15 protein-coding genes are annotated in these 13,114 nt (G+C 37.9%); 1 reads left to right on the forward strand and 14 read right to left on the reverse strand.

What is annotated here, in order from left to right; all coding sequences use genetic code 11:
- Positions 1–167 precede the first annotated feature (167 nt).
- Positions 168–320, forward strand: a complete 153-nt coding sequence (locus K319_RS21490) for a hypothetical protein (protein WP_156907041.1) — start codon at positions 168–170, stop codon at positions 318–320.
- Positions 321–459: 139 nt separating this feature from the next.
- On the opposite strand, the gene K319_RS0103845 is transcribed toward K319_RS21490, so the two are convergent.
- From K319_RS0103845 to K319_RS0103915, 14 genes are all read right to left on the reverse strand, one after another.
- The gene (locus K319_RS0103845; RefSeq protein ID WP_027382426.1) at positions 460–720 is read right to left on the reverse strand and encodes a helix-turn-helix domain-containing protein; all 261 of its coding nucleotides are present in this window, start codon (positions 718–720) and stop codon (positions 460–462) included.
- A 352-nt stretch (positions 721–1,072) separates the two neighbouring features.
- The gene (locus K319_RS0103850; protein ID WP_027382427.1) at positions 1,073–1,837 is read right to left on the reverse strand and encodes a 4-hydroxy-tetrahydrodipicolinate reductase; all 765 of its coding nucleotides are present in this window, start codon (positions 1,835–1,837) and stop codon (positions 1,073–1,075) included.
- Between the two features lie 141 nt (positions 1,838–1,978).
- Complete coding sequence (locus tag K319_RS0103855) at positions 1,979–2,935, reverse strand: transporter (RefSeq protein WP_027382428.1); 957 nt, start codon at positions 2,933–2,935, stop codon at positions 1,979–1,981.
- 202 nt (positions 2,936–3,137) lie between these two features.
- Positions 3,138–4,223: a cytochrome-c peroxidase gene (locus K319_RS0103860; protein ID WP_051230405.1), complete on the reverse strand. Its 1,086-nt coding sequence runs from the start codon at positions 4,221–4,223 to the stop codon at positions 3,138–3,140.
- Positions 4,207–5,028 (reverse strand): MbnP family protein, encoded by an 822-nt coding sequence (locus tag K319_RS0103865; protein WP_027382430.1) that lies wholly within the window; start codon positions 5,026–5,028, stop codon positions 4,207–4,209. The genes K319_RS0103860 and K319_RS0103865 overlap by 17 nt, the downstream gene beginning before the upstream one ends.
- Before the next feature lie 470 nt (positions 5,029–5,498).
- Positions 5,499–5,855 (reverse strand): hypothetical protein, encoded by a 357-nt coding sequence (locus K319_RS0103875; RefSeq protein WP_027382431.1) that lies wholly within the window; start codon positions 5,853–5,855, stop codon positions 5,499–5,501.
- Positions 5,856–5,918: 63 nt separating this feature from the next.
- Positions 5,919–6,587 (reverse strand): superoxide dismutase, encoded by a 669-nt coding sequence (locus tag K319_RS0103880; protein ID WP_027382432.1) that lies wholly within the window; start codon positions 6,585–6,587, stop codon positions 5,919–5,921.
- A 26-nt stretch (positions 6,588–6,613) separates the two neighbouring features.
- Positions 6,614–7,300, reverse strand: a complete 687-nt coding sequence (locus K319_RS0103885; RefSeq protein ID WP_034671333.1) for an SCO family protein — start codon at positions 7,298–7,300, stop codon at positions 6,614–6,616.
- On the reverse strand, positions 7,297–7,566 hold the full coding sequence (locus K319_RS0103890; RefSeq protein ID WP_027382434.1) for a YHS domain-containing protein: 270 nt from the start codon (positions 7,564–7,566) through the stop codon (positions 7,297–7,299). The genes K319_RS0103885 and K319_RS0103890 overlap by 4 nt, the downstream gene beginning before the upstream one ends.
- A 204-nt stretch (positions 7,567–7,770) precedes the next feature.
- The gene (locus K319_RS0103895) at positions 7,771–8,136 is read right to left on the reverse strand and encodes a hypothetical protein (protein WP_027382435.1); all 366 of its coding nucleotides are present in this window, start codon (positions 8,134–8,136) and stop codon (positions 7,771–7,773) included.
- A 204-nt stretch (positions 8,137–8,340) separates the two neighbouring features.
- On the reverse strand, positions 8,341–10,092 hold the full coding sequence (locus K319_RS0103900; RefSeq protein WP_027382436.1) for an endonuclease: 1,752 nt from the start codon (positions 10,090–10,092) through the stop codon (positions 8,341–8,343).
- Between the two features lie 21 nt (positions 10,093–10,113).
- Positions 10,114–10,647 carry a tRNA methyl transferase PRC-barrel domain-containing protein gene (locus K319_RS19760; protein WP_027382437.1) on the reverse strand — a complete coding sequence of 178 codons (534 nt, stop codon included), beginning with the start codon at positions 10,645–10,647 and terminating at the stop codon, positions 10,114–10,116.
- A 362-nt stretch (positions 10,648–11,009) separates the two neighbouring features.
- A complete protein-coding gene (locus K319_RS0103910; RefSeq protein ID WP_027382438.1) occupies positions 11,010–11,687 on the reverse strand; it encodes a response regulator transcription factor in 678 nt (225 codons plus the stop codon).
- Positions 11,677–12,981, reverse strand: coding sequence for a sensor histidine kinase (locus tag K319_RS0103915; protein WP_027382439.1), 1,305 nt, complete (start codon positions 12,979–12,981; stop codon positions 11,677–11,679). The genes K319_RS0103910 and K319_RS0103915 overlap by 11 nt, the downstream gene beginning before the upstream one ends.
- Positions 12,982–13,114 lie beyond the last annotated feature (133 nt).

Below are 13,114 nucleotides of genomic sequence, written 5' to 3' on the forward strand. Positions count from 1 at the left end.
TCTGCTGCATTTCTTCGGAAAGGCTTCGAGGTTTCTTCGGGTCTTCTTCGGAAAAAAAATATTTTTTCCGAACAACTACCGAAGGATTATCGAAGAAAATAGGAATGGAAGTTGAAACATGTTCTTTTTAGTTGTTGAGGTTTTGATATCCTTCGACTCCGCTCAGGATGACAGTTTTGATTTTGAGAAAAACTTCTCGCAGACCTAGAAGTCTTGCAGGTTTTTTAATGCAAAGAAGCTGGACAGATGGTGGTGCTTTGGGGGTATTCGGCTCCGCTCAGGATGATAATATATTTAAACAAAATTGGGATAAGGCATAATGATCAAAGTATTAGAATTTAATATCACATCTTATCCCGAACTGAGATCATTTATGGAAAATGGGTCTGTTGATCTGGAAAATGCTATTCCTCTCTTTCAGTAGACACGATTGCTCTAACTGATAATGCCTTTGCAGTTTTATTTCAGCAGTTCTTCTTCTATCGACCTACGGGAATAATAATATTTACCACCCAACTTGATATATTTTATCTTTTTGTTTCGCCTCAAACGGTAGATAGAGCTGTCGCTCAGGTTGTAGATCTGTTTGAGGTCGGCACTGTCCAACAGATCTTTGGATTGGCTTTTGGTTCCAAAGTTATCCAGACGGTTGAGGATCTCATACAGCAAGATAATAGATAGGTCCTCACCCGGATCGGAGGAATAGAAATTTGTTTTCATCATTTTAGTTTTTAGGAAAATAACATAAATTACTTATAAAACGAAAATAGTATTAATATTATTCTCCAATCATATCATTTTTAATCAATTATATACAAAAAGGTCTTCGAATCATGATTCGAAGACCTAGCAAATACAGTTTAAAGCTTATTTTAGAGATGATAAGATAATTTCATATCAATAATTTCTATTTAGTAAAGCAATACTAAAAGTCTTTTCGGTTCTCGCAGATTTTCCTGATCGGGCAGATTTCAAACTTAAAATCTGATAAATCTGTAAGAATAAATAGTTTAATTATATGTAAATAAGTAGTGCCCTCTATATATTTTTATTATCAATTTGACAATTATAATCAGGATAAGGTAGGCTGTGAAAAGAAGTAAGGACGAAGGATATCCTCAAAATTATAAAATCCCCTGCCTTTGCTCTTTAAATTTTCAGCAACAAACAAAGCACCACTGCCAAAAGCTTCCCTGGATATGGACTCATGAACCAGCCTTACGGTCTGGTAAGGAAAACCGAAAATAACCTCGTGCTTCCCGACAATGCCTCCGGCCCGTACCGAATTAATATTGTCGGTCTCAATTTCCAAGGTCTCAGCAATTTTTATTGCTGTCCCGGAAACACCGGACTTTGCTTTGAAATGTTCTTCCACCACCTCTATATCCACACCAGGTGCAATGTTCTTTAATAATGAGGCCGCAAATAAAAGGTAATTAACCCCCAAGGTGATGTTGGGCGACCAAAATACGGCGGTCCTTTTCGACAGCTCCTTCAACAGTTTCAGATCATCCTCCTTGTAATGAGATATTGCTGAAATGATCTTGACACCTCTGTCTGCCAATACATTTCCATAAATATGAACGGCACTAGCGTCTGAAAAATCGATCACCACATCTACAGGATGTCTTTCCACCAGTTCTGCAATACCTATACTTTCCATGGAGTAGATCGACCCCTGATCAGATGCTTCTACTCCCAAAAAATCCTTGGCCGAGGTATGTTCCATGGCATGGCTTCGCCTGTAAACCCATTCCAGAGAAAACGTCTTATCGAGCAAAATGACATTTGCAACCGCTCTCCCTGCTTTGCCGAATCCTAATAAACCTATTCTCATAACTTTTACTTTTTGTAATTAGAAAAAACAATTATCAACATCGTGACCGAGAGGCCAACAAAAAATATGAACAATGAAAATATCTCAATAATTGCTATATTATTATTGGATGTAAGGTACAAAAAATAAAAAGAAGCATTTTTACAGCCCGAAGTTGATAAATAAGCTGAATCTAGATCGGGATTCTATGTCGCCGCCTGCCAATTGGGTATAAGCAGGCAACATCAATTCACTACCGAGACTGAACTTTTTATATGATACCTCGAATCCCAGTTTACCATACAAAGCACTGCCAGCAGTTCCGGGCATCACTTCGCCAAACTGCCTGTTCCATTCATAGACCTCGCCCTGCAGTCCCAACTTCCCAGAAAAGATGCTGTTCTCATTGCGCCATAACCTGTAAAACCCTGTTGCAGCATAGTTCCACTGGTTACCGAACCGATAATGTTTTTTATTTTCGGTTTTAATGGTATAATCGGTGTTCAGCATCAGGGCAAAGCGTTTTTTCTGAAATTTGTAGCTCAGTGCCAACTGATAATCCCAGCTTCCTGTTCCTAACTGGAAACTCGGATTGACACCTGTAATGCCTTTCTCGTCAAATCTTCCCAGTGGGATCTTTACACCTACGCCGCCATTCAGCTGATGGAATTCGTTTTTTGATTTTAGGATTTCGTAGATTCCCATTACACTGGCGTCTCCTATTCCACTGATGTTGATATCGCCCTGCAAGGTTTTCTTCTCGTGAAACTGAAACGGAATGCTCCCGTAGATACTTAATTTCTTGGTCACAGGAATCTTTCCCCAGATCTGGATGGTGTTAAAGTACTGGTCTTGTGTCAAGTCCTGTGTGAACAGGTTTTCTTTGGCTTTGTAATGCTGGGCAAAATATTTGACTCCGATGAACTGGGGATTGAGTAATGATTCGAAGCCTGATGAGCCGTTGCCGGCAGCACAGCCACAGGCATCACAGAAAAATTCTTCGTATCCGGATAAATGCTGTAACCGGTTTTGGTATTGTGGAACATACAGGCTGTCCCGGTTGGCTTTTATTTGCTGAGACAAAATAAATAGTATTATGAGTATGATTGATTTTTTCATTGATTGGGATTGTTTAAACCATAAAGTTCATGAGGATTTTTGCTTGTTAGAAGTACAAAAGACGCTTACTTAGATAAGGTTGATTTTATTTCTCGCAGATCGTTTGGATTTTGCAGATCATTAAATCTGCCTGATTTGTTTGATCTGCGAGATAATTATTATTGAGATTGCTTCACTTTGTTCGCAATGACAATGACTGTTGCTATTCTGCAAATTGCTTGTTGGTAATAAATTGTGGGTCACTGAGCGTTTTCAGAAAAGTGATGATGTATTGTTTTTCTAAAGTAGTCATTGGGATACCGACGTGTCCGTTTTGTTTCAGAAGCGGGTCCAGATTGGCTTGATTCTCTACATTATCCGAATAGAAGTTTAGAACCGCATCCAGAGAATAAAAACGGCCATCGTGCATATAAGGCGCAGTATATTCTACATTCCGAAGGCTTGGCACGCGGAATTTCATATTATCATTCCAGTCCAATGTCACACGGTATCTTCCCCGGTCGTCATACTGTGCATTATAATACATCCCGGTATTCCGGTAACTTTCATCCGTAAACAATTCCCCGGAGTGGCAACTGCTGCATTTGTTCTGAAATAATGCCAAGCCCTGCATTTCTTCATTCGTGAATGTGGCTGTTCCTTTCTTCATTCTGTCGTATTTGGAATCGGCAGAAATCATTGTCACCATAAATTGGGTCAAGGCCTTCAAAATCCTTTCGCCTGTAATATTTTCATCGCCATAAGCGGCTTTGAACATCTTCTTATAATTGGTATCCTGATTTAGTTTCGAGACCACCTCAGGCAGAGAACTGTCCATTTCAAAGTCAGTAGTAATCGGAACCAAAGACCGTTCATCCAGATTATGACTCACGCCATCCCAGGTATAGTTTTTAATAAATGCCATATTCTGGATCGGTAGTGCATTGCGGATACCTAATTTATCATCAATCCCATGGCTTACCGGATGCCCATGATGTGTGAACGCATACTCCTGGATATGACAGAACCCACAAGAAATGGTATTATTACGAGATAATTTGCCTTCATAGAATAATTTTTTGCCCAAGGCAATACCATTCACAGTTACAGGATTTTTATCGGTATCAAATGCCAATGCCGGAAAGCTGGTCGGAACCTCCAGATCGTAAGCTTTATCTTCTTCAAAAACTTCGCCTTCATATTCATTGGAGCAAGAGATCAATATCCCGGAAAGCACAATGAAGGAGATCCAAAGAGAACGCGATCGTCCCCTTTGGAATTGTCGAATCAAACTAATCATTATGAACATGGTCAACTTTGAACATATTGATAAGGTTGTTGCTGACATCCACCAGATGCTGACTGCTACCCATTGCCATATTGTTATTAAGATCTAAAGTCAGTGCTTTTTTACCGCTCAGGTATTGGTTAAAGTCTGCCAGAATGTGAACAGAAGGCGTGATATCTTTACTAACTCTAGCCGTAGTTGGCATATCCAAAACAACTTCTCTGTACAGGTCCGGTGTACCGTTAGCTGCTGTATCGCCCATATTGCCGCAATGGTTCATAAACCCGGTGTCAGGTGTTGATGTTCCATACTTCCCTTCCAGTTTGGTAAAAATGTAACCGGTAGCCCAGGACCAGGCCATCCCTTCCTGTTTGGCTTTTTCCCAGAACAGACCTTGCCCGTCCTGACCAATGAGATAAGCTGTTGGGCTGATGCCCAATCCTAGTTTGATTTTCTTGTAGTTACCTTTCGGGATTTCGGAAAGGTTGATATAGACGATGCCGCCTGCTGCTTGGGACTGGTTGATGATGAAAGCGCCTTTATCTGGATCATTATAATGATACTTGAATTCTGTTCCGTTTTCATCAATCAATGAGATATTACTGATGATGTATTTGAGGGTTGAAAATTGGTGTTTCTGACCATTAGCTGAGGTTTGTGTGGTCTGATTGAGAACGATATCGCCGAGGTTGTTGAACCCATTCTCGAACTTGAGCTGGAGATTTCCTGCTGTATTGTCCTGAATATCCTCATCGTCATTGTTACTGCAAGATGAAAGTGTTAAGAATGTAATGAATAGTAATGATAAGAGTTTATAGATTTTCATTTGTTTAGATGTTATGTTGTTAAACTGTTGATTTGTTTATTCGTTTAACTGTTAATTATATAGTTTTTGGACACGAAGGCACAAAAGATTCTTGAGCAATTCTATGTTTTAAGGCACAAAGGTCTGACTTCGTCAAATATTTTGTTGAACACAAACGCGCAAGGGCTTTTTGGACGATTCAATGCTTTTAAGGCACAAAGATTTGACTTCGTCAAATGCTCATAATTTTTGCTGTCTCTGATTGATAAAAGACTTTCTATTTTTTTTGAAATTTAGGTTTTGTGATTTTGCGATAGGGACGGTAACAGTTATACTTTTTTTGTCTTGACTGAAATGTTCATGATGAAGTCTAATCATCATAAGACAAAAAGATATGAGTCCTTCGGCAAGCTCAGGATAAATTTCCAACCTGACCCGAGCGGTAGGTTTAGCGCTGGAGAGGGAATCGCCCTAATAATGAATTTGAAAATCTAAATAATGGGAGGTCTGAAAATATGTTTCAGGAACAGATAAGAATAATCTGTGGCGTGTGTGAAAATAGGACTGGTAAAGAATCTCTGCCCTACTGTTTTGACCGCTGAAATCTCAACAGGAATGTAACAGTCGATGATCTTCTGTGTCAGATTTTTGGATCTGGAATCTTCTGAGCTGTTTTTAGCGAGCTCTTTTCCCAAGTAGCATTTGCCATTGCAATGTAACTCCGGTTTTTTCTTGTTGATACACAAGACATCCGAAATATAATCATAGTTAACCACATACTCCACCAATGGCAACACCGGTTTGAATACCAAATAAAAGGTGAGTAAAAGGTTAAAGATCAATTTCAAGTGTCTGATTTGAAGGTTTTAAAAAGCACAGACAAGCTGTGCTTTTTTAAGGTATTAGGGTTGTTATTTAATAGCTTCCTCGTATCTTCTGCTGATCTCTTTCCAATTGGTCACGTTCCAGAGTGCTGCCAGATAATCTGCTCTTTTGTTCTGATATTTCAGGTAATAGGCGTGTTCCCAGACATCGATTCCAAAGATCGGTGTTCCTTTGACCTCAGCAATATCCATCAAAGGATTGTCCTGATTTCCTGTAGAAGTCACAGCTAATTTTTTATCCGCTGTTACTACCAACCAGGCCCAACCAGAACCGAAACGGTCCGCTCCTGCTTTACTGAGTTTCTCTTTCAAAGCATCCAGGCTTCCGAATGTCTCGTTAATTGCCTTTGCCAGTTTTGCAGAAGGCTGCGTGTTCTTCTCAGGTGTCAACACGGTCCAGAACAACTCGTGGTTGTAATGTCCGCCAGCGTTGTTTCTAACCGCCGGACTTTCTTTTGAAACGTGGGAAAGGATCTTTTCCAGGCTTTCTTTTTCCAATGGTGTCCCCGCAATGGCTTTGTTAAGATTAGAAACATAGGCGGCCGCATGTTTGGTATAATGGATCTCCATGGTCTGCGCATCTACAGAGCCTTCCAAAGCGTTGTAAGCATAAGGAAGTGGTGTCTGCTTAAACTGTGCAGCAGCAAAAGTTGCTGCAGATATGGCACTTGCCAGAAATAATTTCTTGATTTTCATAATAACTTTTTTTAGTAATTAGACATTTATCGTTTTAATAATTTTCTGATATCTTCTATCAATTTTTCCCTGTCCGGATGGTACCTTCCTCTCAGACTGGTTTTTGTTCCGGCCGCATCTTCATAATTCAAACCTGAATAATAAAGAACCGGCATATTGTTCTCATCGAACCTGCAGCGCAGATTCCCTTCTTTATCCACCAAAGCAATCATCCCGCTGTGGTTGAGACTCTCCGCATCATCTTCCTTGTCCCCTACATAGATATCGAACTTGTCCGCCAAGTTACCGATATAATCCCTGTCTCCTGATAGAAAATGCCAATTAGGCGAATCAGCACCAATCATTCTAGCATGATCTTTAAGCACTTCCGGCGTATCGTTGGATGGGTCTATGCTGATCGAGATGATTCCAAAATCCGGATCATTGATCTGCTCATCGATATATTTCATATTCGAATTCATCACGGGACAGATCGTGGGACAACGGCTGTAAAAGAACTCTACAAGATAAACTTTCCCCAGCATATCCTTATCGGTGATCTTCCTGGAATTTTGATCCGTCAAAGCAAAATCCGGGACTTTCATTACCGTATAAAGACTTTTCCTGAAGTAGCTCATCCCAATTCCTATCACCAAAAATAGTACCGCAAAAACTATAATCGGAATAATCAGTTTGCTTTTCCGGAAAGACTTTTGTTTCTTTCTGTTTGTCATTTCAAAGCGTATTTGGCTGGGCTTTTCCTAAATTCTTTTTTACAATGGTCGCTGCAAAAACCATAAATTTTACCTTTATAAATGACGGTATCTTTTAGGAATTCGGCCGTTTTCATGTGACAGACCGGGTCATCGGTATTCACGACCTTCACTCCTTTGAGCTCGGTCTTGGGTTTCATTTTGGAAACCTGTTTTACTTTGGGTGCTTCCTGTGCACAAGAGAGTGCGGACACCGAAAGCAGTATCATTAATATATTGGATTTCATTTTTTAAAGTTGAATTAATAATAAATTTTAACGCAAAGGCGCAAAGATTTTCTAGCTATTAACTGTTTTAAAGTCGCAAATATTAATCGCTCAGTTAATTTTGGTTATTTCTTAATTAAACACAAAGCGCACAAGGTTATTTTTTAACTAAATGTTTTAAGGCACAATGGGAGCTTTGCTCAATTAAAGAATATTTTTTTATTACTAAAACAAGGGCGGATGGAATATTCTCGAGGTTAATGAGAAAGTGTAGAATTGAGATAAAAAAGAATTCTGCTTTAGATTTTTCAGATTGAAATTAATATTATTAATAACAGTGAAAACATTGCCTACAGTAAATAATTCTGAGAATACGGAAAGTTTCAGTTGGTCTTGCCTTGCAGAGTTCTGAGAGGTTTTGGAAAGTTCTTTGGCCAAGTAGCATTTTCCTTTACAATCCATTTCTTTTTTTGTTCTGTTTTCGCAAAGATTTTTGGTAATGAAATTATAATTCACAGCATAATCAATCAATGGCATTACCGGTCGCAATGCTATTGTGAATATAATGAATATGGAAATGAATACTTTCAATACAACAAAATTAAAGCATTGGTCTCAGATATCCAATGATATTTGACAGGATGAGAAAAGTTTCGCACCTACGGTGCTCCCATTTTTCTATCCTATTCTTTTTACAAACATTTCGCTCCTACGGAGCAAATATCAATCTATATCCTTAAAATAAAAAAGGCCAGAAGAAAAACTCCTGACCTTTTTGTTATGATTTTAAATCAATTAATCAATAATTACTTTCGTGCTGCCTGATTTTGTCTTCACAAAATAGACCCCTTTAGAAAGCTTTTTCAAGCTGACCTTTTCGTTGTTGTTGACGTTATTGATGGTTTGGACCAATTGTCCGCTTGCGCTGTAGATCTGAACAGTTTCATTTTTAGAAATTCCACTGATGAACAATTCGCTGTTTTTAACAGGATTTGGATAAACAGTCATTTTCTGATTTTTGGAAGCTGATTCTCCAACCGCCAATTTTGAATAACAAGTCCATGACAAATTATCGAAAGATACCCTGTTGCTTGTTGTGTCATCTATAAGCTCAATGACCACATTGCCATCTACATTGATATCATTGATCGTATAGGTCTTGGCCGTTTTGGAATAAGGAATCTGACCCTTCACCACACCATTGATCTTCAAAGTATAATTACCATCCGAATCACTGAAAGGCAGATAGGTTTTAACCGTCAATGAACCGATACCTCCGGAAATTGTAGACGATTTCAAGGAGCCTTTTCTGATACAGATCGCTCTGTTGTTATCACCATCAATATAGATCTGTTTGTCGGTTCTTGCATTAGTTGCAGTCCAAACAATATTCTGGTTAGACCATTCTCTATCCGAATAATTAGAAGCAACAGCAGGCATACTTTCAAAATCTTCCGTACCACAAGTTGTTCCAGTTCCCGGAGTTGTTCCGTTTTCTGTTGTTCCCTCTACTGATGTACTATTTGTAGATTTGTTTCCAGCAAAATCTTTAGCAACTACATAGAAAGAATAAGTTGTAGCCGGTGCAAGACCTGTTACAGTTCCACTATTAGTAGATACAGACATTTTATAGGCATTGTTCATATAGATGTCATAGCTGTTTACGCCAACATTATCCATAGAAGCTGTCCAAGATAAAGAAATACTTGAAGATGTTTTTCCTGAAACCGCCAAGTTTGTTGGTACAGTTGGAGCTTCGGTATCACCAGAAGTTCCGCCATTGAAGGTATCCGGCCAAGTATTCTGAGCAGCTGGACCACCCCAAATTACCGTTGCCAAATATGGATTATCGATAAATGGGTTTCTATTATGCTGTGTATTAGCTACCACATTGTTTCTTTGTCTTTCGAAATCAGAAACTGGGTCTTCTACATTCCATTTCAAAAGGATATCCGGAAAGTCTGAAGAATAAGTTGCCGGATTCATTGTAATATTCAGAGGTAGACATCTTGTGTTGTATCTTACATACATATACATCAAGATCCTTGCGACATCACCCTTCCACTCTTCACCAGGATACCAACCGCCACGGCTTGTCTTATATGCTGTAGCTCCGGTTCCGTCATCAAATAACAAACTTCCTCTTGTGCTGTTCAAGGTATTGTCTGCAGGACGAAGGTGGTGACCATCCGCTCCGGGACCGGATGTTCCCAAATTAGGCGTTCCCTTTGATTTTGCATAAACATGCTCACGGTTCCAAGAACCATTGATAGCGCGACTTCTCTGATGTGTTCCGGAGGCCTGGGAACCGTAGATCAACAATAAGTTGGACGGATTCTGAGGGTCAACATCACTGCTTTTCAAAAGCGTTTGCAACTCGCTGTAAGAAATAGTTTTTGTGTGTGTTGTTGTGATTAAAGTTGCAAGTTCACTCTTTAATTCATTTTTAGTTTTGTTGAAGTTAACTCCTGAATAATAAGACGGAGCTGACTGTGCAAAACCAACCAACGAAATAATACTTGCAAAAAAGGAAACCTTTAATTTCATAAGTAAATATTTAATTATTTTTTAATAACTCTTTATAATTCTATTTTGATAAATGATATTGAATGGGTTATACTCAACAGTTACTGAGACTTTATTTTCAAATTCCAGAAAAAAACTTTCATCAAATCCGTAAAGTTTAGCTGAAAGATCATCTTCATTTATTGAGGTTGAAATTTCCACATCAATTCCATTTTCTAATTCTTCTTTCGAAAAACTGATATCATTTAATTTTAAATTTTCTCCAAGACGAATGGTATCTGTCAATAGTCCCGGGTGCGAATCTCCTGCGCCCACAAAAAGCCTATTTTCCTTCTTATCGATCCCGATGACATACAAAGGTTCTTTTTTCCCACCGACATTGATTCCCTTTCGTTGTCCAATCTTAAAATTCTCCACACCCTGATTTTCCCCAACCAAAAATCCGTCGAACAGAGAATACTCTATTTTCCGGGATTTCCAGATGAATTCATCTTTTTTTGAATGAAATACCGGCAATTCTCTACTATAGATCGGAGCGCTTTCAGGTATTTCAACTATTTGGCCTTTTTTGGTCATCGATTACTGGATTAAATCTTCGTTTAACAATTGGGGGCGCTAATATAAAAAATTATAAATAAATGAAAAGTAACGGATTACACTTTAGTGAAAAATCATCAATCAATAATTTTTATTATGAATTTGACAATTATATAAGATTACATATTTGATTTTGTAGTTTGTAAAACTATAACGGAAATCAAGAAACCGTTATTAATATGTTAACGATGTTCTATTAAAGTGCCGCTCCTACGGAGCTCGACTGGCATTCAGAGCTAACTCAAAATCATTGTTAAATATTTCGCTACAAACTTATCGCTCCTACGGAGCTTTGATATAAGAAATGTTACATACTATTGAAAGAATATCATCAGCTTCAATTATTCAGGAAATTCTACCTTGAAACCTATTCCACGAACAGAATCGAATCTGATTCTCTCATCTTTCTGAAAATACTTGCGCAGCCTGGTCATGAAAACGTCCAGACTTCTGCCCAAGAAATAATCATTTTCTCCCCAGAGCGTTTCAAGGATTTCTTTGCGATTAATGATCTTCTGATTGTTTTTGGAAAGTAAAAGCAGCAACTCAGATTCTTTCTCAGTCAACTGAATTGTTTCATCCTGAAAAAGTAATTGAAACTGCGACGGAATGAAAGAATAATTCCCTATTTTAATTATTGCTTTTATAGAATTATGTTGTCTTTTGAGAATATTTTTGATTCTTAAGATCAATTCTTCGGGTTCGCAAGGTTTTGTGATGTAATCATCGGCACCTAGTTTTAAACCTAAAATCCTATCGATACTCTGGCCTTTCGCTGTCAGAAACAAGAATGGTATGTCAGAAGTTTTCCGGATTTCTTTGGACAATTCAAAGCCGTCAATGACTGGTAACATCACATCAAGAATTGCTAATTGATATTGGTCAATCTGCTTTTTGTTTTTCAGAATTTCTTCAGGATTCGGGATCCAATTCACATCGAAATCAGAGAATTCCAGGTATTGCTTCAGAACCATTCCCAGATCCGGGTCGTCTTCAACTAATAAGATCTTAGGCTTCATTCGGAATCGTTATTTTAAATGAAACACCTTTCTTTTTTGGATTCACTTCGATATCGCCTTTATATTTGTCAACGATCTTCTTGACCAGGAAAAGTCCGACACCGAGACCATTCACGTGAAGATTTTCATCTCTCGTAATTCGGTAATATTTATCAAAAATATTTTGTTTTTCATCTTTCGGAATTCCTATTCCGTCGTCAGAAACTTCCATTTCAATCAGTTTATTTGCTTTAATGAAAACCTCGATTTCTTTTGCTCCGTATTTTGATGAATTATCGATGAGATTGTCCATAATTTGCTTGAAATCATTTTGAAACAAAGACTTATTCTCAGAAAAATCCAATTTAATTTTGAAATCGATTTTGTCAAAAGACTTTTTAATCTCGGAAAAATAGTTCTCAATCTCTTTTTTATCAATTAAAACATCATCAGAATCATTGTTATGAATAGACGAAACGATATTTTCAAGACGTTTGATCTGGCGTTCCAACAAAGTTTTGGTTTCAGAATCAGAAGATTGGGCAACTGAGAACTTCAAGGTTGTAATTGGCGTATTCAGTTCGTGAGCGATCGAATCTATTGTTGTGTGGAGTTGTGAGATCTTCTTTTCCTGACGATTCAGGTTTTTGATACTATTTCGGAATAGAATTACAATTAGAATCACAATCAACAGACTAACGATGATCAAAGGAATCACTTTCTTTAAAACTAAGGTTTTGACATTCAAAAGCTGAAAAGTCGATTTAGATTTTACCAGATAATAGTTTTTTTCATCCAGCTTCAGGTCTGTATTTTCTCTGGATTGACGGCTGGACCATTTGCCTTCATTAATGGTCAAAGGTTTTGACATCTTTTTTACAGTTTGATACAAAACAAGTGAACGATCTTTTGGCAAAAGCTCTTTTTTCTGAACTTCATCCAATATCGAATAGATCTCACTTTTGATAGCGATCTCAAAACCCGAATCTGCAATATTCTTTTTTAGAATTTTTTCTAGTTTTTCATTGTAAAGTTTTTCCGAACTATAAATTCTTTCAGGATGCGTGATCTGTTCCTTTTGGATAACAATTCCTTTTTTCAGTCTTTCAAAATCGCCTACCAATTTTTCTTCATTGGTTTCTGTTTCATATTTTTCCATTGTGTCAAGTGTCTTGTCTGCAATGACCCTTGCTTGTCTGATGAGTTCTTTCTCCTCGAGACGATAAGAATTGTAGATGTAATAGCCTTGCAGAACAACCAAAATAACAAGGCTGAATGCGAACAAAATAATCGTGATGTTTTTCTTCCGATTCATATTCTTGAAGATATGGATATTTTAAACACTAAGGCACGAGGAATTTATCCCAATATTACGTTGTAAGACACAAGGAAAATCTTCGATTTTATAGTGCCTTAAAAACAGCCGATTACAAAAGAAATCTTTGTGC

The sequence above is a fragment of the Epilithonimonas caeni DSM 17710 genome, assembly GCF_000426465.1.
GTDB classification, from domain to species: Bacteria; Bacteroidota; Bacteroidia; order Flavobacteriales; family Weeksellaceae; genus Epilithonimonas; species Epilithonimonas caeni.